General features: G+C 73.2%; 20 protein-coding genes. 9 read left to right on the top strand and 11 right to left on the bottom strand.

The genetic code is table 11. The annotated features are described in order from the left end of the window. The first annotated feature begins 67 nt into the window (after window positions 1-67). Window positions 68-1483: an amidase gene (locus ACFRU2_RS03855; RefSeq protein WP_382967213.1), complete on the top strand. Its 1416-nt coding sequence runs from the start codon at window positions 68-70 to the stop codon at window positions 1481-1483. 35 nt (window positions 1484-1518) lie between these two features. On the opposite strand, the gene ACFRU2_RS03850 is transcribed toward ACFRU2_RS03855, so the two are convergent. The 3 genes from ACFRU2_RS03850 to ACFRU2_RS03840 all read right to left on the bottom strand — a co-directional run bounded on the left by ACFRU2_RS03850 (window position 1519) and on the right by ACFRU2_RS03840 (window position 5233). Continuing rightward, window positions 1519-3468, bottom strand: coding sequence for a DUF2264 domain-containing protein (locus ACFRU2_RS03850; RefSeq protein ID WP_382967211.1), 1950 nt, complete (start codon window positions 3466-3468; stop codon window positions 1519-1521). A gap of 120 nt (window positions 3469-3588) precedes the next feature. Continuing rightward, a complete protein-coding gene (locus ACFRU2_RS03845) occupies window positions 3589-4320 on the bottom strand; it encodes a hypothetical protein (RefSeq protein WP_382967209.1) in 732 nt (243 codons plus the stop codon). Window positions 4321-4576: 256 nt separating this feature from the next. After that, on the bottom strand, window positions 4577-5233 hold the full coding sequence (locus ACFRU2_RS03840) for a TetR/AcrR family transcriptional regulator (protein WP_382967207.1): 657 nt from the start codon (window positions 5231-5233) through the stop codon (window positions 4577-4579). Window positions 5234-5338: 105 nt separating this feature from the next. Between ACFRU2_RS03840 and ACFRU2_RS03835 the strand changes: the two genes are divergently transcribed. Beyond that, window positions 5339-6373 carry an aldo/keto reductase gene (locus ACFRU2_RS03835; protein WP_382967205.1) on the top strand — a complete coding sequence of 345 codons (1035 nt, stop codon included), beginning with the start codon at window positions 5339-5341 and terminating at the stop codon, window positions 6371-6373. Window positions 6374-6395: 22 nt separating this feature from the next. Here the strand turns inward: ACFRU2_RS03835 and ACFRU2_RS03830 are convergent, their stop codons facing one another. From ACFRU2_RS03830 to ACFRU2_RS03815, 4 genes are all read right to left on the bottom strand, one after another. After that, window positions 6396-6656 carry a hypothetical protein gene (locus ACFRU2_RS03830; protein ID WP_382967203.1) on the bottom strand — a complete coding sequence of 87 codons (261 nt, stop codon included), beginning with the start codon at window positions 6654-6656 and terminating at the stop codon, window positions 6396-6398. Continuing rightward, window positions 6653-6958: a DUF6247 family protein gene (locus tag ACFRU2_RS03825; protein WP_382967838.1), complete on the bottom strand. Its 306-nt coding sequence runs from the start codon at window positions 6956-6958 to the stop codon at window positions 6653-6655. The genes ACFRU2_RS03830 and ACFRU2_RS03825 overlap by 4 nt, the downstream gene beginning before the upstream one ends. A 95-nt stretch (window positions 6959-7053) precedes the next feature. Then, complete coding sequence (locus ACFRU2_RS03820) at window positions 7054-7674, bottom strand: TetR/AcrR family transcriptional regulator (RefSeq protein WP_382967201.1); 621 nt, start codon at window positions 7672-7674, stop codon at window positions 7054-7056. Beyond that, window positions 7671-8723 (bottom strand): redoxin domain-containing protein, encoded by a 1053-nt coding sequence (locus ACFRU2_RS03815; RefSeq protein ID WP_382967199.1) that lies wholly within the window; start codon window positions 8721-8723, stop codon window positions 7671-7673. The genes ACFRU2_RS03820 and ACFRU2_RS03815 overlap by 4 nt, the downstream gene beginning before the upstream one ends. Window positions 8724-8836: 113 nt before the next feature. On the opposite strand from ACFRU2_RS03815, the gene ACFRU2_RS03810 reads away from it, so the two are divergent. After that, the gene (locus ACFRU2_RS03810; RefSeq protein ID WP_382967197.1) at window positions 8837-9748 is read left to right on the top strand and encodes an NAD-dependent protein deacetylase; all 912 of its coding nucleotides are present in this window, start codon (window positions 8837-8839) and stop codon (window positions 9746-9748) included. Between the two features lie 19 nt (window positions 9749-9767). Here ACFRU2_RS03810 and ACFRU2_RS03805 read toward each other — a convergent pair whose 3' ends face one another. After that, on the bottom strand, window positions 9768-10829 hold the full coding sequence (locus ACFRU2_RS03805) for an oxygenase MpaB family protein (protein WP_382967195.1): 1062 nt from the start codon (window positions 10827-10829) through the stop codon (window positions 9768-9770). A gap of 105 nt (window positions 10830-10934) precedes the next feature. Here ACFRU2_RS03805 and ACFRU2_RS03800 point away from each other — a divergent pair, with 105 nt between their 5' ends. Together ACFRU2_RS03800 and ACFRU2_RS03795 are read left to right on the top strand one after the other, a co-directional pair. After that, window positions 10935-11576 (top strand): TetR/AcrR family transcriptional regulator, encoded by a 642-nt coding sequence (locus ACFRU2_RS03800; RefSeq protein WP_382967193.1) that lies wholly within the window; start codon window positions 10935-10937, stop codon window positions 11574-11576. A gap of 282 nt (window positions 11577-11858) precedes the next feature. Beyond that, window positions 11859-13244, top strand: coding sequence for an MFS transporter (locus ACFRU2_RS03795; RefSeq protein WP_382967192.1), 1386 nt, complete (start codon window positions 11859-11861; stop codon window positions 13242-13244). 29 nt (window positions 13245-13273) lie between these two features. Here ACFRU2_RS03795 and ACFRU2_RS03790 read toward each other — a convergent pair whose 3' ends face one another. Both ACFRU2_RS03790 and ACFRU2_RS03785 read right to left on the bottom strand, forming a co-directional pair. After that, window positions 13274-14911 carry a glycoside hydrolase family 13 protein gene (locus tag ACFRU2_RS03790; RefSeq protein WP_382967190.1) on the bottom strand — a complete coding sequence of 546 codons (1638 nt, stop codon included), beginning with the start codon at window positions 14909-14911 and terminating at the stop codon, window positions 13274-13276. 52 nt (window positions 14912-14963) lie between these two features. Further along, window positions 14964-15983, bottom strand: coding sequence for a helix-turn-helix domain-containing protein (locus tag ACFRU2_RS03785; RefSeq protein ID WP_382967188.1), 1020 nt, complete (start codon window positions 15981-15983; stop codon window positions 14964-14966). A gap of 143 nt (window positions 15984-16126) precedes the next feature. Here ACFRU2_RS03785 and ACFRU2_RS03780 point away from each other — a divergent pair, with 143 nt between their 5' ends. Together ACFRU2_RS03780 and ACFRU2_RS03775 are read left to right on the top strand one after the other, a co-directional pair. Then, window positions 16127-17155, top strand: coding sequence for a saccharopine dehydrogenase family protein (locus ACFRU2_RS03780; protein ID WP_382967186.1), 1029 nt, complete (start codon window positions 16127-16129; stop codon window positions 17153-17155). A gap of 111 nt (window positions 17156-17266) precedes the next feature. Then, window positions 17267-17878, top strand: coding sequence for a GPP34 family phosphoprotein (locus ACFRU2_RS03775; RefSeq protein WP_382967184.1), 612 nt, complete (start codon window positions 17267-17269; stop codon window positions 17876-17878). A 4-nt stretch (window positions 17879-17882) separates the two neighbouring features. On the opposite strand, the gene ACFRU2_RS03770 is transcribed toward ACFRU2_RS03775, so the two are convergent. Further along, on the bottom strand, window positions 17883-19004 hold the full coding sequence (locus ACFRU2_RS03770; protein ID WP_382967183.1) for a hypothetical protein: 1122 nt from the start codon (window positions 19002-19004) through the stop codon (window positions 17883-17885). 306 nt (window positions 19005-19310) lie between these two features. Here ACFRU2_RS03770 and ACFRU2_RS03765 point away from each other — a divergent pair, with 306 nt between their 5' ends. Both ACFRU2_RS03765 and ACFRU2_RS03760 read left to right on the top strand, forming a co-directional pair. Further along, window positions 19311-20252 carry a hypothetical protein gene (locus tag ACFRU2_RS03765; protein WP_382967181.1) on the top strand — a complete coding sequence of 314 codons (942 nt, stop codon included), beginning with the start codon at window positions 19311-19313 and terminating at the stop codon, window positions 20250-20252. Between the two features lie 92 nt (window positions 20253-20344). Beyond that, window positions 20345-21724 carry an MFS transporter gene (locus ACFRU2_RS03760; RefSeq protein ID WP_382967179.1) on the top strand — a complete coding sequence of 460 codons (1380 nt, stop codon included), beginning with the start codon at window positions 20345-20347 and terminating at the stop codon, window positions 21722-21724. The last annotated feature ends 81 nt before the right edge of the window (window positions 21725-21805 follow it).

The raw sequence follows: 21805 nt of genomic DNA, 5'->3' as shown, positions 1-21805 counted from the left end.
TCGCGTGTTACTTGGCGGTAGGCAATGATGGCGGGCGACCATCCACACGGCGGAGGCTGAGGCAGCGGTGACGACTTTCGACGGACCGACGATCGTGCACGCGTTCCGGGACGACGCCCTGGGAGAGCACGACGCCGTCGGTCTCGCGGCGGCGATCCGGCGGGGCGAGGTCTCCCCCGCCGAGGCCGCCCGGGACGCCCGCGCGCGGGTGCGGGCGGTCGACGCACGACTGGGTGCGGTCCAGGTGCACGCCGAGGGCCCGGCCCACACCGCCGGGACGGGCGGCGCCTTCGCCGGGGTGCCGACCTTCGTCAAGGACAACACCGACTACCAAGGCCTGCCGACGGGCCACGGCAGCGCCTCCTTCCGTCCGAGGGCCGCCAAGCAGCACGCGCCGTTCACCCGGCAGCTCCTGAGCAGCGGCGTCACGGTCCTGGGCAAGACGCGGCTGCCCGAATTCGGGTTCAGCCCGACCACCGAGTACGACGGTGCGGAGCCGGTGCGCAACCCGTGGCACACGGACTACTCGGCGGGCGGTTCCTCGGGCGGCAGCGCGGCCCTGGTGGCTGCCGGTGCCGTGCCGATCGCGCACGCCAACGACGGCGGTGGCTCGATCCGGATACCCGCGGCCTGCTGCGGGCTCGTCGGCCTGAAGCCGAGCCGTGGACGGGTCGTGGCGAGTGCCCTGGGCCGCCAACTGCCGCTCGACATCATCTCCGACGGAGTCGTGAGCCGTTCCGTGCGGGACGCCGCCGCGTTCCTCGCCGCCGCGGAGACGTACCTGCGGAGTCCCGGACTGCCGCCCGTGGGTCTGGTCGAAGGACCCTCGGCGCGACGGTTGCGCATCGGGTTCGTCCTGGACTCGCCGAACGGTGTGCACTCCGACGCCTCCACCCGGGCGGCGGTCACGGAGACCGTGGCGACGCTCGAACGGCTCGGACACACGGTGGAGCCGGTGGAACTGGGCATGGATCCGAGCTTCACCGACGACTTCCTCACCTACTGGGGGATGCTGTCCTTCCTCCTCGGCGTCACGGGCCGGACCCTCGGCGCGGACTTCGACCGGCGCCGCATGGACGGCCTCAGCCGGGGGCTGCGCGAGGAGTACCTGCGGAACTGGCGGCGTACTCCCGGCGTACTGCGCCGGCTGAAGCGTACGAAGGAGGCCTACGCGGCGTCCTTCCGCGGGCTCGACCTCGTGATGTCGCCGGTGCTCGCCCACACCACGCCGCCGATCGGCCACCTCAGCCCGACCGTTCCCTACGCGAAGCTGATCCAGCGGATCCTCGCGTACGTGGCGTTCACGCCGGTCGACAACGTCGTCGGCACGCCGTCGATCTCCCTGCCCTCCGCCGGCGCGACGCCGGACGGCCTGCCCGTCGGCGTCATGTTCGCCGCGCGCCCCGGCGGTGAGCGCAAGCTGCTGGAGATCGCGTTCGAGCTGGAGGCGGACCGGCCCTTCCGGCGCATCCAGGACCAGTGACCTCGGCACGCGGAGTGGGACGGGGCCCGCGCCCGCTACCCGGCGGCGGCGGGCGGCAGGTGCTCCACGCGGAGGGGCTCGAAGGCGATCCGGGTCAATGACCCGTCCTCCGCCCATCGCACCTCGATGGAACCTTGGTCCGCCGTCACCCCGGTGACCACCTCGCTGCCCGCCTCACTCATCGACTCGCTCATCGGCTCCGGACCGGTTTCGCCGGTGAGCGCGACCAGCGCCGCGTAGAGGCGCGTTCCACCGCCCTCGGCCGTCAGGCGGGGCACGCTCGCCCACCGCGTGAAGGCGGTCCCGGCCGGCGCCCTCGCCTCGTCGCGAGCCTCCCAGCCGTGCACCGGGTGGAGCTCGGAACGCAGCGGCTCCTCGGGTCCCGTGGCCCAGCCCGTCTGTTCCACGCGGGCTCCGTACGGGGCTCCGTACACCCGGTGCACGCGCAGCTCGTGCCGGCCGCGGACGAAGGTGACGCTCTCCACGCGCAGGCCCGGGACGGTGGGCGGGCCGCCCGGGAACACCGGCCGGTGCCAGGAGGCGGCCCAGCCCCAGCCGCTGCCCTGACCGGTCCCCAGCGGGTGGATGCGCCGCCGGACGCTGCGGGCGCCCGCAACGACCACGGCGAGGTGGTTGTCCGGGGTGTTGGCGCTCGCGGTGGGGCCGCTGCGGGTGGAGTAGGCCTGGCGGGAGTAGAGCGGGTCCTCGTCTCGGGCCGCTTCCGGCTGGTCCGGCCCGACGTGGTCGCTGCCGTGGTTGTGCAGTCGTACGATCCCGTCGGCGCGGGTGCTCTGGACGAGCAACCCGGGCGCGGCCAGGGCGAGCACCTGGTCGGGACCCTCGCTGGGCGCGGGCTGCTCCGTCTCCGTCCACAGCGGGTGCGTCGCCGGGGCGAGCAGGCAGACGAAGGCCTTGGAGGCCCAGTACGGCGAGGCCGGACCCGAATAGCGTTGCAGGGTCGCCCCGTGCGGGCCGTGCCAGCCGAGGCCCAGCAGGCCGTCGGCGCCGACGGCGCCCCGGTCCAGGAAGTAGCGCAGGGATCCGCTGATCAGACGGCGCGAGGTGCCGGGGGTGAGCGGGGTGTGGCCGGTGACCGCGCCGAGGCCGACGGCGGATGCGGCGGCGAAGCGGTAGGTGAGGGAGCGCCCGAAGTGGATCGGCGCCCCGTCCGCCCCGAAGAGGAGGGAGAAGCTGTCCAGATGGGCCCGCAGGCGGTCACCGTGCGGGGCCGGCCCGTCCGGCACGGCGGGGAGGGGGCCGTCGAGTCGGGTGTCGAGGTGGGCGTCGAGCACCGGATACAGGTGCAGCGCCCAGCCGTTGTAGTGGTCGAAGGCCCTGCCGTCGCCGTCCGCGTACCAGCCCTGGCCGCCGTACCAGCCCTCCAGGAGGTCGAGGGCCCGGCTGCGGGCCCTGGCCGTCTCGGCGTCGCCGCGGCCCACGGATTCCAGGAAGCCGGCCACGGTGTACGGGAAGAGGTACCAGTTGTTGGGGCTGGGCACGTGCCGCAGGGCTCCGCGCAGCCACTCCTCGGTGCGGTCCCGCACCGCGCCGTCGAGGCGGTCCCACAGCCACGGCCGGGTCAGCCGGAGCCCGAGGGCCACCGACGCCGACTCGACCATCGGCTGGCCGCCCGCGTGGACGTCGCGGATGACCGGCCAGGACTCCGCATCGTCGCGGCCCGGCGTCCGGGTTCCCGCCGCCAGCCCGTCCGCGTACCGCTCCAGCCAGCCGTACGGGTCCGCTCCCCCGGCCCCCGACACCCGGAACGCCGCGGCGAGGAAGGTGCGTGCGTAGCCTTCGAGCCCGTCGGAGCGTACGCCCGAGGCCGACGGCCGTCCGGGCAGGTCGAGCAGGGCCCCGCGCGGCGTGGCCCACCGCCAGGCCGCGCGCAGCAGTCCGTCGGCCACCGCCTCCCAATGCGCGCGGGTGTAGCCGGTGTAGGGGCTCGACGCGCGGTCTTCGCGGGGCAGTCCGGGAAGGGTCATGCGGGGATCTTGATCGAACGGCCGGACCGGGTCAAGGGAGCGGATCAAGGGGCAAGGGCCAAGGGTCCAGGGCCGGTCGAAACGATCCGCCGGGGGCGGGCCTCGACGATCGGACGGGCCTCAGGCCGCGGCGTCCCAGGCCGTCGTCAGCCCGTCCAGCCACGCGGGCGGCAGTTCCGCCGCGTCCCACTCCTCGCGCAGCGCCTGCGGCTCGGCGGCGAGCCGTTCGAGTACGGCGATGCTCGTGGCGGAGTGGACGAGCGAGAAGCGGCCGTGCACCGTGATGGCGCTGCCCGCTCCGAACGTCGCGAACAGCCGCCCCAGCCGGGCCCGGTGCTCCTCGGTGAACTCCGTCAGCCGCCCGGCGTACCGGGCCCGCTGCCGCGGGCTCATCGTGGCGAGGACGGCGGTGAGCACCTCCTCGGTCGCCTCCGGATCCAGTTCGGAGACGTCGGCGAACGACAGGTACAGGGGCGTCAGCGCCACCTGTGTCCGCTCCACCTCCATGCGCCTGGCCCGCGGGCGTTGGCCGGCCGCCTCCTCGTCCCCCTCCGGGCTGACCACCCGGAGCAGCGTCCGCTCGGTGACGGCGCCCAGCTCCGCCAGCACGTCCCCGGCTCCGTCGAGCCACCCCGAGTCGTACGGCTCGCCCTTGTCCCCCGGCGCACTCCGGTCCCCGCCGCCCAGTTCCTCGTACGCGAGCGCCAGCGCTCCCGCCTCCAGCAGGCCGATCAGTTCGCGCGCGTCATCGGAAGGGACCCCTGCTCGCGCGAGGAGTTGCAGGAGCGTCGTCCTCGCGTTGTCGACGCTGATCTCGTCCGGCCACTGCCGTCCCTCGTCGGCCCCGCTCATCAGATCTTCTCCGTTCTCGGCCACCGCACCGCCCAGCACTTCATTGTGACCGAGCGCCGTCGAGGACGGCCGGACCCCACGTTCCCCGGTTCGTTCCCGCAGCCGCGGGCACCGGCTTCCTGAGCTGGGACTCTATGCGCCCGTGCGCTGTTGTCGAGCAGTTTCCCTGCATCCGGCAATCTACCCATAACCTGCACCCGGACCGCGGCGCCCACCCTCGCGCCCGCCCTCACGCCCACCCTCGCAGGAGCAGCCGCTACACCTCCCGTACGTACGCTCCGGCGCGCGCGGCCGCCGCCGCTGCGGCCGCCGCGCGGTCGGCCGCGGCATCGTCGAGCGGGAGGGTCGTGGTCAGGAGGCGGTAGTAGAGGGGGGCGGACACCGCGCGGATCACCTCGTGCGGGTCGGTACCCCCGGGCACCTCTCCACGGGCCACGGCCTCCCGGACGCACTGCGCCCACTCCTCCACGCGCACGGCGTAGAAGCCGTGCAGGGATTCGGCCGCCTTCGGGTCGCAGGTGGCCGCCGCGATCACCGCCTTGAACAGGGCCCCTTGCCGCGGGTCGGCCAGAGTGCGGCACACCAGCCGGGCGTTGGCCGTCAGGTCCCCGAGGAGCGAGCCCGTCTCCGCCCGCGGTACGGACTGTTGCGCCATGTCCAGCAGCACGTCGGCCACGAGGCCGGCGACGGTGCCCCAGCGGCGGTAGACCGTCGTCTTCCCGACGTCGGCGCGCCGCGCGATGTCGGCGAGGTCCAGGTGCGCGAAACCCCGCTCGGCCAGGACGTCCTCGGCGGCCCGGAGCACCGCTTCCCGCACCCGCGCCGTACGCCCTCCGGGCCGCGCGCTCCCCGGCCCGGACCCCGGTCCGGCCGGGCCGGCCACCCGGTCCGGCTCTACTGCGGCGAACTCCATAACGGGACTCCAGTTCCCTTAAGCGACAGGACTTGATACGCTCGGGCCATCTTAACGGAACCGCAGCCCCATTAGATGGAGTTGCGGGTGATGAGGGGATGCGTCATGGAGTACAGGCGGCTGGGGACGTCCGGGCTTCTGGTGCCGGAACTGAGCTTCGGAGCGGGCACCTTCGGCGGGCAGGGGCCGCTCTTCGGTGCCTGGGGCGACACCGGCGTGCAGCAGGCGCGCCGCCTCGTGGACATCTGCATCGACGCCGGGGTCACGATGTTCGACACCGCCGACGTCTACTCCGCCGGCGCCTCGGAGGAGGTCCTGGGAGCCGCCCTCAAGGGGCGCCGGGACCAGGTGCTCATCTCCACCAAGGCCGGTCTGCCCATGGGCGACGGCCCGGACGGGGCGGGGACCTCACGGTCCCGTCTGATCACGTCCGTCGACGACGCGCTGCGCCGCCTGGACACCGACCACATCGACCTCTTCCAGCTGCACGCCTTCGACGCCGGCACTCCCGTCGAGGAGGTGCTGTCCACCCTGGACGACCTGGTCCGGGCCGGAAAGATCCGCTACACCGGCATCTCCAACTTCTCCGGATGGCAGGCGATGAAGTCCCTCGCCGCGGCCGACCGGCACGGCCGCCCGCGCTACGCCGCCCATCAGGTCCACTACTCCCTCGTCGGCCGCGACTACGAATGGGAGCTCATGCCCCTCGGACTCGACCAGGGGATGGGCGCGATCGTCTGGAGCCCGCTCGGCTGGGGCCGGCTCACGGGCCGGATCCGCCGCGGTCAGCCGCTGCCGGCCGGAAGCAGGCTGCACGACACCGCCGACTACGGCCCGCCGGTCGAGGAGGAGTACCTCTACCGCGTGGTCGACGCCCTGGACGAGGTCGCCGGGGAGACCGGCAGGGCAGTCCCCCAGATCGCCCTGCGCTGGCTGCTCCAGCGGCCGACCGTGTCCTCCGTCATCATCGGCGCCCGCAACGAGGAGCAACTGCGGCAGAACCTCGGCGCCGTGGGCTGGACGCTCACCGCGGAGCAGATGGCGAAGCTGGACGCGGCGAGCAGCCGGACGGCCCCCTACCCCTACTTCCCGTACCACCGGCAGGAGGGCTTCGCCCGCCTCAACCCTCCAGTGGTCTGAAACGCGCCCCGCGCGCGGGCCTTCAGCCGAGCCACAGGATGTTCAGCACGGACAGCCGGTGCAGGGGCCGGTTGATCCAGTAGGTGAGCGACAGCCGGCCGACGGAGGCCAGTCGCACGTCCCGCCCTTCGGGGTCGTCCGGGTTCCACTGGCGGAACCCCCAGGGGTCGGCCACGGCGGCGTCCAGGACGTCCCAGACCGCGTTCTCGGCGTCCTCGGGCAGGCTGTCGAGAACCTTTGCGGCCGGCCCGGAGAACCGGATCGCGTACGGCTGTCCGGTCACCGGCGCCTGCTCCGCGGTACGGCCGTCTCCACGAAGGCGCTGTCGTCGTAGCCGGATGCGACGAACGCGTCGACCTCCGGGGCGGAGGCGAGGCGGGCCTGCCAGACCTGGAGGGTCTCGTACAGCACGGCGAGGGAGAAGGTGGCGCGGGACTCCTCCAGAGCGGCGGTCCACTCCCGCTCGAAGGCCGGCACCCACTGCGGGGCCCGGCGGTCGGCACGGAGCCGGCCGAGGAGTTCGGCCGGGGCTCCCGGAGCGGGGGCGTACGGCGTGACGGTGGCGTGGTCGGGCTGCGCGCTCATCGGCTGTTCCTCCCGGCGGGTCGTACCGCCACGGTACGCGTACCAGGACGCCCGGGATGCGGGCATGGCGGGATCCCGCGGCGGACGGGCAGCCGTCACGCTCCGGGTACCTGCACGAATGCGTCCACCGCAGCCCTGGTGAGGGTCCGGTAGCGGTGCTCCGCCGTCTCGGCCGTGAAGTGGCCCGCGAGCTCCAGGGTGATCGAGCCGTGGGCGGCCGCCCAGATGATGTCCGTGACCTCGTCGACGTCCACGTCCGGGCGGAAGACGCCGGCCGCCACGCAGGCCCGTACGGCTTCGCGGAGCACTTCCAGGCTGGCGGCGGCGATCGCGCGGGCCTCGGGAGTGGGGGTGAAACCGGGGATGAGGCCGGCGAACATGACCTGGTAGAGGTTGCGTTCGGTCAGGGCGTTCACGCGGTAGGCCCGGCCCAGATCAGCCAGGTGGGTGGGCGGGTCGGCGGACGGGGGGACGGCCTCCAGGCTGCGGCGCAGGCGGGCGAAGCCCTCCTGGTACAGGGCCTCGGCGATGCCGTCCTTCGCGCCGAAGTGGCGGTAGAGGACCGTGGTCGAGCAGCCGGCCGCGGTGGCGATGCGGCGCATGGTCAGGGCGGCCGCGCCCTCTGCAGCGAGGAGCTGGGCGGCCAGGTCGAGGAGGGCGGCGCGGAGCGCTTCCTGACCTTGGGCCTGGGTGCGGGTGTAGAGGTCGCCGCTCATGCCGGCTGCCAGTCACCGAGGGGGCGGTAGATCGGGATGCCCGCTTCGGTGAGCGCGGTGCGCTTGGCGAAGTACTCGTCGCCCATCGGGTCCAGGCCGCGCAGGGGCATGGTCCCGCGCCAGATCGTCAGGTCCTCCGGGGCGAGCTGCTCGGCGCGTGCGAAGTGCGCTTCGGCTTCCGTCGCGCGGCCGTCCCGGTGGAGCCACAGGGCCAGGGCCGCTTCGGTACGGGCCGACTGCTGGGTGGCGGTGGCACGGCGGGTGTGCCGGGCGACGTCCTCCTCGGACAGCCCGCTGTCGCCGGTGAGGACCCAGCGGTCGAGTGCGGCCAGCGCCGCGCCGGAGTCCAGGCCGGACAGTTCGCGGAACAGGTCGGTCGCGAACTGCGTGTCGTTCGGACGGGCCACCTTCCCCTCCTCGTCGATCCACAGGACGGTCGGGACGTTCAGGACGTCGTAGAGGTCGGACACGACGCCGTCGACGTCGATCAGCGCGGGGTGGGTCACCGCGGCCTCGGCGATCCACGGCGCGGCGTCCGCGGCGCGGCGGTCCACGGCGACGCTGAGGACGCTGAATCCGTGCTCGGCGAGTGCGGCGTGGCGGCGCTCCCATTCGGGGAGGTCGTAGCGGCAGCCGCACCACGAGCCCCAGAAGACCAGGGCGACCTTGCGACCGCGCAGGTCGCTCAGCGAGTGCGGCACGCCGGCGACGTCGGGGAGGGTGAAGTCGGGGGCGGTGGCGCCGGCGAGGGCCTGCGAGCGCTCCTGCGCGGAGACTCCGAGGGCGATCACCCCGGCGTCGGTCGCGACCGGGCGGTCGAGGATCCCGGCGAACGCCACCGGGTCGAGCAGGCCGTCGTGTTCGGCCCGGGCGGCGGCGGAGACGGGCACGCACAGGTCGCCCCGGCACCATCCGTGCGGCTTGCGGACCCAGCCGAGGGCCTCTTCGACCGCCTCGGGGGCCAGGAGGACACGGCCCGCCGGGCCCGCCTGCGCGGCCACGACGGTTTCCCTGCCGTCGTCCAGGATCGTGACGTGCATGCTGTCCATGACAACCCCCGCTGCACTCGTGAAAAAACCTCGTGATGAGAAAATAACACTGTTATTCCCTGTGCGGCAAGGGCATCGGGGCAGCAGCTTCGGGGCTTCCGTACGCTGGCGGCATGCGTACGCGTCCCACCTTGAGCTGGACCCCGACCGCGGACCTGCCGCCCGGCACCACGGACCCGGGGCCGGTCGCCGACGCGCTGCGGGCCGGCGGGGTGCTGGTGCTCAGCGGGGCCGGGATGTCCACGGAGTCGGGCATCCCCGACTACCGGGGCGAGCGCGGCAGCCTGCGCAGGCACACGCCCATGACCTACCAGGAGTTCACCGCCAGCGCTCAGGCCCGGCGCCGGTACTGGGCGCGCGGCCACCTCGGCTGGCGCACGTTCGGGCGCGCCGCGCCCAACGCCGGACACCGGGCCGTCGCGGCCTTCGGGCGAGCCGGGATCCTGGCGAGCGTGATCACCCAGAACGTCGACGGGCTGCACCAGGCCGCCGGCAGCGAGGGGGTGGTGGAACTCCACGGAAGCCTGAACCGGGTCGTCTGCCTCTCCTGCGGCGCCCTCAGCACCCGGCAGGAACTCGCCCGTCGGCTGGAGGAGGCCAACAGGGGCTTCGAGCCCACGCCCGCCGCGCTGAACCCGGACGGCGACGCCGACCTCACCGACGACCAGGTCCGCGACTTCCGCCCGGCGCCCTGCGCGCCGTGCGGCGGCATCCTCAAACCGGACGTGGTGTTCTTCGGCGAGAGCGTGCCGCCGGAGCGGGTCGGACACTGCCGCGAACTGGTCGACGCGGCCACCTCGCTGCTGGTCCTGGGCTCCTCCCTGACGGTGATGTCCGGGCTCCGGTTCGTCCGTCAGGCGGCGCAGGCCGGGAAGCCCGTACTGATCGTCAACCGGGACCCCACCCGCGGCGACCGCCACGCCGTCACCCGGGTCGCACTCCCCCTGGGAACGACCCTCGCCGCCCTTGCCGACGGGCTGGGCCTCCCCCTCGACGAGCAGGACGAGCAGGACGCGCGCCACTGACCCGGCCGGGGCCGGCGCGTCAGGCCAGCGGGCCGAGCACCTCCTGGGATTCGATGAGTCCCTGGTCGCTCGGGGGCTTCCCGTCGCCGAAGACGCGTACCGCCTGGCGCGCCCTGAACTCGGCGTGCGCCTCGGCGGGCTTCGCGTAGCCGTGCCGGGTACGGGCCTGTTCGGGGGTGAGGACCTCCTTGGTGCGGGGAGGAACGCCGAGCTTGACGGGCGCGACCACCTTGACCGTGGAGGGGGAGAGCATCCCCAGCAGGAACAGTTCGACCCGGGGGCTGAGGTGGGCGAGCGCGAAGGAGATCCGCATGACCGGGACGACGAGCACGTCCAGGAGGCGCGACTGCCGGATCTGCGCCATCTCCCGCATCCAGCGCGGCATGGTGGCGACGGTGGCGATCCGGTGCGTCCGCGCCACGACCGTCCGGGCGGGCTTCATCCACCACGCGGTCGCCGGGAGGACCAGGTCGGTGTTCAGGAGGTGGTTCATGGCCTGCCGGGCGATCGGGCTGGCCTCCAGCTGCGGGCGCATGCGCTCGAAGTACGCCCGGATGCCGGCCCGGTCGCGCGGGACGTCGTCGGGCGAGCAGGTCTGGAACTCCGCGGCGAGGGCGCAGGACTCCCAGTACTCCTTCTCCTCCTCGGCGGTGAGCTTGCCGGGCCCGTACTTCTCGTAGGCGTAGAGGATCGAGTGCCAGCCGGTGAGCTGGATCCACAGCTGCGAGGCGGGGTCGTTGGCGTCGTAGGTGCCCTCTCCGTAGGGCAGGTGGCCGATGGCCTTCGAGTGGACCTTGACCAGGACGTCCGCCGCCTTGCACACCTGGTCCGAGCCGGCGAAGGCCACCATGGCGAAGTAGCGCAGCGTGCGGTCGTAGCGGGTGCGGGTGCGCTCGTAGATGCCCTGGGTGCCGTGGACCGCGGCCACCAGCGGCGGGTCGAGCTCCTCCACGACCACGGAGCGCTGGAAGCCCACCGTGGGCGCCGTCGGGTAGCTCCACACCTTCCAGACCACCGATCCGGGACCGAAGAACCCGTAGTCCGCGTGCGGTTCGACCTCTTTGCCGTTCAGTCGGGCCATCAGGCCGCTCCCTCGTGTTCCTGGCAGCGGGTGCGTACCGCTCCCCCGGCAACCAATAAGACAGGACTGTCTTAAATTAAGACACGACTGTCGTAAGATGCCAAGGTGTCGACACCGACGTCTCCCACCGACAGGCCGCGCAGGCGGCGCCCCTACGCTCCGCGCGTCCCGATCGCCGAACGCCGCGAGCAACTGCTCGACGCCGCCCTCGCCGTGATCGTGAGCGACGGCTACGGCCGGGTGTCGATCGACGCGATCGCCAAGCGGGCGCAGGTCGCCCGCTCCGTGGTCTACGGGGCCTTCGAGGACCTCGACGACCTGCTGCTCACCCTCCTCGACCGGCAGCAGGAGCGTGCGTTCACCCGCCTGCTCGCGAGCGTTCCCGACACCCTCCGCACCCACGACCCGGTCGACTTCGCCTGCGAGGCGGTCCACCGGATGGCGGCCATGCTGCGCGAGGACCCGGACACCTGGCGCCTGATCCTGCTGACTCCCGCGACCACTCCCTCGGCCGTCCACGCGCGCATCGAAGCCGACCGGGAGCGGTTCCGTCGCCGGGTCGCCGCATGGATCGAGTCCGCGCCCCCGGCCACGGCAGGGCCCGCACCGGACCCCGAGGTCCTCGCCCACGCGCTGGTCGCCTCCGCGGAACACTTCGCGCGCCTCGCGCTGACCTCCGCCGAAGCGATCGACGCCACCCGGCTCGCCGGCCAACTGCGGCTCCTGCTCGGCGGCATCTGGTCGTAGGGAGCGGAACGGACCGGCCCGGTATCGGCCCTGCCGCCACGCCCGGTGCCCCGGTCCGCGCCGGATCGGCCGCATCCGTCCCATACTGGGCGGGCGCGGGAACCTGGCCGCGCGATCCGCCGACCGCCCGGGGACCAGGCCCGCAGCCCGCCCCACCCCGTGTTCCGGGGGTGCTCGACCCGTCGGGAGCAGGAGTCGACTCCGCAACTGCGGCCTCCGCCTGAAGGTCCGCCTCCGCCCCGCAGGCGCTACGTCGTCGCGGCCGTGGGGTGCGCCGCGGGAATGGTCGGACTCGACCAGACCATCGTCGCGGTCGCCCTCGATCCGATGGCGCGCAGCCTCGGGCTCACCACCTTCATGATGCACGGCGTGGTGCTCGTCTACGTCCTCGCACTGGCCGCGTTCGTGCCGGTCGGAGGCATGCTGGCCCGCAGGATCGGCCGGCTGACCACCTTCCGGGCCGGCACCGCCCTCTTCGCCCTCGCGTCGGGGCTCTGCGCGCTCGCCCCGGCGGGCGACGCAGCCGAGCCGTACCTGATCGCGGTCAGGGCCGTGCAGGGCGTCGGCGGCGCGCTGATGACGCCGGTGGCCACGTCCGTGATCACGGACGTCTACGAGGAGCGGTCCCGGGGCAGGGCCCTGGCCGTCTACGCCGGTCTGGCACAGCTCTTCCTCGTCCTGGGCCCGATCGTGGGCGCGGTCCTCTCGCAACTCTTCGGCTGGCGGTCCGTCTTCCTCGTCAACCTGCCCGTCGGCGCCGCGTGTCTGTGGATGATCTCGCGGGCGCGGCTGGGCAACCGGGCGGGGGTCGGCTCGCTGTCCGTGGTGCAGCCCCTCCTGGTGATCTTCTCCCTGGTGGTGCTCATCCTCGGGCTCTACCAGTGCGGTGTCTGGGGTTTCACCGACGTCAGGACGCTCACCGCGCTCGCCATCGGCGCCGGGGCGATGCTCGTGGCGGTGCGGCTCGTCCTGAGGTCCCGCCGGCCCCTTCTCGACCTGCGGCTCCTGGGCATCCGGCCGTACGCCGCGGCCGTGGCGCTCACCTTCCTGGTGCAGGGACCCCAGCTGATCGTGCTGGTGCACGGCACGGTGTACCTGCGCCGGAGCATGGGCTTCTCGCTCCTCGCCACCGGGACCGCCCTGCTTCCCCTCGTCGTGGCTTCCGCGGCGGGAACCTTCCTCTCCGGGTACCTGCTGGACCGCTACCGCTCGGTCCGGGTGCCCGTCCTGCTCGGCCTGACGGCGGCCACCGTCGGCGCGGTGGCCTGGACGGCCGTCCTGCCGTCGCTCGCGTACCCGTGGCAGGTCCCCGCGATGCTCCTGGCGGGGTTCGGGATGGGCCTGCCGGTCCCCGCCCTGAGCGCCGAACTCATGCGCGTGGTCCCCCCGGACAAGAGGGCGGACGCCTCCGTCCTGCGCCAGTGCATCCGGCAGCTGGGCGGAGCGGTGGGGCTCGCGGCGGCGGGGGCCGTCGCTCTGGCGGTGAACGAGAACTCCGCCGACGAGGCCGGCGTCATCACCGTCGCCGCGACCTCGGCGTCCTTCGTGGTCGCGATCTGCGTCCTGGGCTTCGCCCTGCCGCTGGCGGCCGTCACCCTGCCGCGCAGGGCGGCCCGTACGGGCGGGTACCGGAACGCGGACGGGCGGCCCGGCCCGCCGTCCCCGTAGCGGCGCAACGAGCCGGCACGACCGCTCCTTCAGCTCAGCCAGACCGCGGTGTCCCGGGGCAGGGCGCCGTTCTCCACGGGGCCGCTCGCGATCAGGACTTCGGTGTTCTCCGGCAGCGGAACCGGGCCGTCCGAGAGGTTCACCAGGCAGCGCACGGAGGACCCGGCGACGGTCCGGGCGAAGGCGAGTACGCCCGGCAGGGCGGGCAGCCAGGTGAATGCGCCGTCGAGCAGGGCCGGTTGGGCGGACCGCAGCGCCAGTGCCCGGCGGTAGAAGCCGAGCATCGAGTCCGGGTCCGCGTTCTGCGCGCGCACGCTCCGGGCCTCCCACTCGGCCGGCCGGGGCAGCCAGCTCCTCGCGTCCGGTGCCTCGTCCCCCCACGGGAGGGGTACCCGGCAGCCGTCCCGGCCGAGGTCCTCGCCTCCGCTCTGGAAGAACGCCGGGTCCTGGCGGAGCGCCGGCGGGATGTCCTCGATCTCCTCGAGGCCCAGCTCGTCGCCCTGGTAGACGTAGATGCAGCCGGGCAGGGCCATCGTCAGCAGGGCCGCGGCCCGGGCCCGGCGCCGCCCGAGGCCGAGGTCGGCGGGGACGCCGTGCACGCGGCGGCCGTCGAGCGCGTACGAGGTGTCGGGGCGCCCGTAGCGGGTGACGTGGCGGGTGGTGTCGTGGTTCGAGAGGACCCAGGTGGCGGCGGCGCCGACCGGGGCGTGCTCGGCGCGCGTGGAATCGATGACCGTGCGCAGCGCCGTCGCGTCCCAGGGGCTCTGGAGGAAGGGGAAGTTGAAGGCCGTGTGCAGTTCGTCGGGGCGCAGGTACCGGGCGAAGCGCTCCGGGTCGGAGGTCCACACCTCGCCCACGAAGATCGGTTCGTGGGCGTAGGAGTCGAGGACCTTGTGCCAGGCGCGGTAGATGTCGTGGACGCCGTCCTGGTCGGCCCAGGGGCTGGGCCCGCCCTCGTGGTCGGGTAGTTCCGGGTCCTTGACGAGGTTGTCGGCGACGTCGATGCGGAAGCCGTCCACGCCCCGGTCGAGCCAGAACCTCAGGATCGACTCGAACTCCGCGCGGACCTCGGGGTTTTCCCAGTTGAAGTCGGGCTGTTCGGGGGCGAACCGGTGCAGGTACCACTCGCCGGGCGTGCCGTCGGCCTCGGTCACCTGCCGCCAGCCCGGGCCGCCGAAGGCGGACTGCCAGTTGTTGGGCGGCAGTTCGCCCTGCTCTCCGCGACCGGGGCGGAACCAGAAGCGCGCACGTTCGGGCGAGCCGGGGCCGGCCTCGACGGCCGCGCGGAACCAGGGGTGCCGGTCGGAGCAGTGGTTGGGAACGATGTCGACGATGACCCGGATGCCCGCGTCGTGCGCCTCGGACAGCAGCGCCTCGGCCTCCGCCAGGGTGCCGAACATCGGGTCGATGTCCCGGTAGTCGGCGATGTCGTACCCGCCGTCGGCCATCGGGGACGGGTACCACGGGCTGATCCACACCGCGTCCACGCCGAGCCGCCGCAGGTACGGAAGGCGCGCACGGATCCCGGCCAGGTCACCGATCCCGTCGCCGTTGCCGTCCGCGAAACTGCGCGGGTAGATCTGGTAGATCGCGGCGCTCCGCCACCAGTCGGAAGGTGCCGGGGAACGGGGTGCGGAAGCCGCTGGAAGGGCCTCGGGGGTCGCCATGCGGCGAATCTAGGGAGGGTTTTTCGGCCGCGTCAACGGTGCTGCCGGAATCTCATGATCGCAATCGATCGATGTGATCGGATACGTGACGGGATCCCCCTGCGCCGTCGTACGGACCGGGGCGGTCCGTAGCGGTCCGGGAGCGGAAGGTGCGACGGTAGGCGTCCGGCGGGACGCCCACCGTGCGGGCGAAGTGGCGGCGCAGAGTGGTGGCGGTGCCCATGCCGGTGGCCGTCGCGATGGTGTCGACCGTGTCGCCGGTGGTCTCCAGCAGCTCCTGCGCCCGGCGGATGCGCTGGGTGAGCAGCCACTGCAACGGGGTGGTGCCGGTCACCGATTTGAAGTGGCGGCCCAGGTGACGTGAGCTCATCCGGGCCCGGCGGGCCAGGTCTTCCACGGTGAGCGGCTCGTCGAGCCGTTGCAGCGCCCAGGGGAAGAGGTCGGCGAGCGGGTGGTTGCCGGGGGCGGGCACGGGGGTGGTGACGAACTGGGACTGGCCGCCGTCGCGGTGCGGCGCCACGACCAGGCGGCGGGCGATCTTGTTGGCGACGGCGGAGCCGTGGTCGAGGCGCACGAGGTGCAGGCACAGGTCCATGGCGGCGGCCTTGCCGGCGGAGGTCAGCACGCTGCCGTTGTCCACGTAGAGGACATCGGGGTCCACGGTGACGAGGGGGTGGCGCCTGGCCAGTTCGTCGGTGTGCGCCCAGTGCGTGGTCGCGCGCTTGCCGTCCAGCAGGCCGGCGGCGGCCAGGACGAAGGCGCCCGTGCACAGGGAGGCCACGCGCGCGCCGGCTCGGTGGGCCGCGCGTACCGCGTCGATCAGCTCGGCCGGCGGGTCCCGGTCGACGTCGGCCCAGCCGGGGACGATCACGGTGTCCGCTCCCGCGAGGTGGTCGAGTCCGTGGTCGGGTTCCAGGCTGAAGCGGTCGATCCGTACGGCGCCCGGTCCGCAGAGCGAGAAGTCGTACCAGGGGTCCACGAGGTGGGTCAGGTCGGAGCCGAAGACCTCGCAGGCCAGGGACAGCTCGAAGTGCAGCATGCCGTCGGTGACGGCCAGCGCGACGGTGGTCATGTCCGGAAGTGTACGGGTCATGTCGTTCCAGACAGTGGTCTCCGGGTGGAGTTCCGCGACAGGATGTTCATGACAGAGCGCGGCGGGCCTGAAGGGCCCGCGGCGGGTCATCCGGGTACGGGCGAACGACGGGGAGCGGGACCATGGGATCAGGTCAGACGGTGGCGGTGTTCGGGGCGTACGGGCACACCGGGCGGTTCGTGGTGGCGGAGCTGGTGGAGCGCGGGTTCGTGCCGGTGCTCTCGGGCCGCGACGGAGAGAAGCTGAAGGCGCTGGCGTACGAGACCGGCCTGGAGGCCCGGCCTGCGACGGTGGGCGATCCCGACGCGCTGGACCGGGCGCTGGCGGGCACGGCTGCCGTGATCAACGCCGCGGGGCCCTTCGCCTCGACGACCGGCCCCGTGATCGAGGCGGCCCTGCGGGCCGGGATCCCGTACCTGGACGTGGCCGCCGAGCTCGAGGCCAACATCGACACCTTCGCGCACTTCGCCGACCGGGCGCGGGAAGCCGGGGCGGTGATCGTGCCGGCGATGGCCTTCTTCGGCGGCCTCGGCGACCTGCTGGCCACCGCGGCGATGGGCGACTGGACCGAGGCCGAGGAGGCGCACATCGCGTACGCCCTGAGCAGCTGGCAGCCGACCGCCGGAACCAGGCTGTCGGGCGCGGTCTCGCGGGAGCGGCGCGGTGAGCGGCGCATGCGGTACGCGGGCGGGCAGTGGGAGTACCGCACCGACGCCGCGCCGACCCTCGAATGGCGGTTCCCCGAGCCGATGGGGGCCCGGCAGGTGATCGGGGAGTTCACGATGGCCGACGTGGTGACCGTGCCCAGCCACCTGTCGATCCCGGACGTGACCACGTACATGACGGTCGAGGCGGTCCGCGACATCGCGGCCCCCGACACGCCGGCGCCGACGGCGACCGACGACAGCGGACGGTCCGACCAGACCTTCCTCGTCGACGCGGTCGTCCGCTCGGGCGGCGCCGAACGCCGCGCCGTGGCCCGCGGGCAGGACATCTACGCCGTCACGGCCCCCCTCGTCGTGGAGGCCCTGGACCGGGTCCTGACCGGTCGCACCCGCACGGTCGGCGTCGCCTCCGCGGGCGAGATCTTCGACGCGCCCGACTTCCTGCGCGCCCTGGCCCCGCACATCACCCTCGAGCTGCTTCCGTAGGGGAAGAGAATGTGACGTCTTGCGAACGGACGGGGTCGAGGTCGCCCGCGGATGGTCAAGGTGATCGACAATGGGCCGGCGCCCTGCCTGCACGGTTGAGAGGAACCCTTGATGACCACACCGCGGGACTTGTTGATCATTGCCATGGACCCGGAGTCCGGTCGGGCCGTCGAACAGGGTGACCTGTCGCTCGCACTCGCGGGGGCCGAGGTGGTCGACCTCCTCGCCGCTCGGGCCATCGGGCTGGACGGCGATCACATCGTGCCCGGCGAGCAGGCGGCGCCGGGTGACCCCCTGCTGGAGGCGGCAGCGGCCTCGCTCGTCCGCGAGGAGCCCTACGAGTCCGTCGCCGACTGGCTGTGGCGCAGGGGGCTCGGGCTGTCCGCGAGCTATCAGGCCGTGCTCGAGGAGGAGGGACAGCTCGTACGCCGACGCCGCCGCGGGTTCTCCCTCCGGGCCGGTGAGCTGGTGCCGGCCGATTCGGCTGCCCGACGGCAGGCCGAGGAGCGGTGGCGGTCGAAGGAACCCGTGCTCGTGCTCCTGGCGGAGGCGCTCGAGGGCGGCGGCGACCGGGGCGCGGACGCTCCGGACGTGGCCGACGACGCCGTCGCGACGGTCCTGGCCGCCGTCAACGACGCGTTGGTGGAGCTGGCGGGCGTACGGCAACGCCGGGCCATCGAGAATGCGGCCTTCGACAACATCTGGCGCGGCAGCGGGGGTTGAGGACTCAGGGAGACGCCGGCGGGGCGCCGTCGACCGCCCACCACCACGCGATCGATGCGATCGGCGGGGGTGTGAGGGGGATGTCGTCCGGTGGGCCGTACCCGGCTCCGGCTCCTCGGGGCTGGTGGCGGGCGCCGCCCGGTTGCCCGGAGTGGTAGCGGGAGGTCGCCGCGCACCAGTCCCGTACGCCGCGGACGTACTGGGTGAGCACGTCCAGATACCGCTGGATCCGCGGGTCCGCCGGGGCCTTCGCGGTCTGCTCCCCCAGGTGCAGGAACCGACGCATGATCAAGTCCCGCAGCTCGGAGGCGGCTTGTAGGCCCTGCCCGGGTCCGGGTCTGTGCGGGCCGTCCAGGAGGGCGATCAAGTTGCCGCTGCGGCTGCCGCGTTGGTTCTCCTTCGCGAAGGAGTGGATGTCGGTGTCGAGCACGACGATGCCCGCCGCCATCTCGGTCAGCGCGCGGATCCGGGGATCCTCCCACAGGGGTGCGGGCAGCGCGGCCCCGACCGCGTCCAGGAGCACGGGAACGGCCAGGGCGGCTCCCGAGTGCAGGCGGGTGAGCAGGTAGTCGCTCACGTCCTGTGGACTTCCCGGCCCCGTCGGGGCAGCGCCGGCGCCGGCGCCGGCCTCGGCGAGGAAGTAGCCGCGCATCGCGTCGACCCATCTCCTGACCTGCACCGGGGTCGCGATCGCCTCCACGCGGAGCCGGATGTCGCGCAGGGCCAGGCCGAAGGGGTCTTCGCCGAGGGGAACCCCGGGGGCCTCGATCGTCCGCTGGAGGCGCGCGACCATCGTGAGCATCTCCGTCGGGGTGAGGCTCGGGACATCCTCGTCGCAGTGGTCGTCGAAGGCGAACACCCACACGGCGAGGTCGCTGAGCAACTGGGCCGCGAACGGGTCGGCGTAGGGGGCGATCCGCACCGCGATCCGGTTCAGGCCCGCGGTCATCCGCGCGCTGCGCTCAGGCCCTCCGCCCAGGCCGAACCGGTTCATGAACTCCGCTGAGCGTACGTCGAAATCGGCCCCGCCCGGGCAGGGGACCTTCGGGCGGGGCAGGCGTTCCGGCGGGGCGTGTCCGCCACGGCCGTCGGTGTGGTCGGCTTCGTGCGTCCGCGTTCCTGGCATGCGTCGTGCTCCCGGGTGGCGGTGTTCTGCGGAGTGGGCGCTCGGTCGCGGCCCATCTCATTGAACGCAGAACGTTTTCTGGGCCACAATGGGCAACCGGGAGCACGCGCGGGGCGCCAGGAGCGCGACGCGCGCCGCCCGCGCCCCGGCTGCCGCCCGCTCCGCCGGGAGCTCCGCACACGGGGTCCCCCGAGCGAGCGACAGCGCACCGGGGCCGGAACCTGCCTAGGCTGGAAGGGTCCACTGCGAGGTGAGGCCATGGCAACGAAACACGGAGCCGCAATCCGCCCAAGACGTCGGCGTCGGATGCCCGTGGTCGCCACCGTCGTCTCCGCCGTTGCCGCCACCTGTCTGGTCGCCGCCGGTCCGCAGGACGGTTCCTGCCGGACGGCTCCGCCGGACAGCTTCTGGCACGCCCCCGTGGACACGCTTCCCGTCCACCCGGACTCGGCCCGGTACGTCGCCTCGATCGGTGCCGCGCAGCCCCTGCACCCGGACTTCGGGGCGGGGCTCGTGGACGGTCAGCCGTTCGGCATCCCGATCACCGTCTCGGACACGGCGGTGCCGGAATCGAAGGTCACGCTGGACATCGCCGAGGAGAGCGATCCGTCCGGGTACCGGATCCCGCAGGACGCCCGGATCGAGAACGGTCCGGCGAGCACCGGGGACCGTCACGTCGTCGTCTGGGACCGCGCCCTGTGCAAGTCCTACGAGCTCTGGAACGCGACGCAGCAGGGCGACGACGCCTGGCACGCCGGCTCGGGCGCGGTCTTCGACCTGCGGAGCCACGCGCTGCGGCCCGCCGACTGGACCTCGGCCGATGCCGCCGGCCTCGCCATCCTGCCCGGGCTCGTCCGCTACGACGAGGCCGCGGGCGGGCTGGTCGACCACGCGATCCGGATGACCGTGCCCCGCACGGATCAGAGCTACGTCTGGCCGGCACGGCACCAGGCGGGTGCCGCGGCGGACGACTCGCTGCCGCCCATGGGACTGCGGCTGCGGCTCAAGAGCTCGGTGGACACCTCGGGCCTGGGCCCGCAGGCCCTGGCCGTCGCCGAGGCGCTCAAGAAGTACGGGGCCATCGTCGCCGACAACGGCTCGGCCTGGTACCTCACCGGCGAGGAGAACCCCGGCTGGGACAACGACCAGCTGGGCGCGCTCAAGGGCTTCAAGGGTTCGGACTTCGAGGCGGTCGACGCGTCAGGACTCCGGCAGTCCCCGGACTCCGGAGCCGTGGCACCCCGCTGACGGCGGACGCCCGACGACCCGACGGCGGACGTCGGACGGCGGACCGCAGACCGCAGACCGCAGACCGCAGACCGCAGGGAGGAACGCTCCTCATGCGCGGAGAAGCATCCGCGACGGCGCGGAAAGGGGCCTTCATTGCGGTCGCCGTCGCCCTGTTCTGCATCCAGCTCGACTTCTTCGCGCTCAACCTCGCCATCCCCGGTATCGCGGCGGAGCTCGGCGTCACCGTGTCGGCGGCGCAGTGGACCTTGTCCGCGTACATGCTCGCCATCGGCTGCTTCTTCATCATCGGCGGCCGGGTGGGCGACGTCTTCGGCCGGCGGGGCACACTGCTGGCCGGAATCGCCCTGTTCACCGCGGGAACCGTGGGCTGCGCCCTGGCTCCCGGCCTCGGTCCGCTGGTCGTGGCCCGGATCGCCCAGGGGGTGGGCGCGGCGTTCGTCTTCCCGGTGGCCGTGTCGGTGATGACCAACACCTTTCCCGAGGAGTCCCGCGCCAAGGCCTTGGGCGGCGTGTTCGGCGTCGCCAACATCGGCACCGCGATCGGCCCCTTCGTGGGCGGCGGGTTCACCGAGGGGCCCGGCTGGCGCTGGATCTTCTGGCTGATGGCGCCGCTGAGCCTGCTCTCGCTGCTCACCGCCCTCGCGTACGTACCGGACTCGCGCGATGCGGCGGCGCCGCGCGAGCTCGACGTGCTCGGCTGCGCCCTGATCGTCGGTGCGCTGGCCGCCCTCACCCTGACCGTGGAGCGCGGTGACGCCTGGGGGTGGAGCAGCGCCCGGGTCTTCCTCGGCTTCGCGGTGGCGGTGGTGAGCGGCGGGCTGTTCCTGGTACGGGAGCGGCTGGCCCGGCACCCGCTGGTGGATCTGGGGCTCTTCCGCGACGTCCCGTACGTCCTGGTCACCGGGATGGGCACGCTCACGAACATGGGCTACGGAGTCACCGTCTTCCTCGCCACCCTCTACCTCCAGGGCGTACGGGGGCTCTCACCGCTCCTGGCCGGCACGGTCTTCCTGGCCCCGGCCCTGCTCGTGGCGCTCAGCGGGCCGCTGGGGGCGCGGCTGGGACGGCACATGCGGCCGACGACGGTGATGGCACTGGCCGGGCTCGTCGCGGGCACGGGGATGTACGCGCTGACCCAGGTCACCGCCTGGTGGCTGTACGTACCGGTGTTCGCGTGGTGCGGCCTGGGCCTCGGGCTGGGCTGGACCTACGCCAGCGTGGCGACGCAGCAGCTCGTCGCTCCGGCCAGGGCCGGGGAGGCATCGGGGGTGCTCCTGACGTTCCTGGTCACCGGAGGTGCGATCGCGCTGGCCAGTACGGCCGCGGGGATCTCGGCGATGACGCCGCAGCGCTCGCCCGAGGAGGCCTACGACGTGATCCTGCGGCTGGGCGGTGCGGCCGTCCTCGCCACGGCGGCGCTCGTCGTGGCGGTACGCCATCGGATCGCTGCGCAGGGCGGTACCCGCTGACACGCCGCGGGGGGGGGGGGCGTCCCCGTCCCACCCCCCCCCCTCTCCCGCCCCGGTCGGGGGGGCCCTTTCTCTTCTCCA

The organism is Streptomyces sp. NPDC056883 (genome assembly GCF_042788835.1).
In the GTDB taxonomy this organism is placed as follows: domain Bacteria; phylum Actinomycetota; class Actinomycetes; order Streptomycetales; family Streptomycetaceae; genus Streptomyces; species Streptomyces stoeckheimensis.
This window is presented reverse-complemented; position numbering and strand designations above follow the sequence as displayed.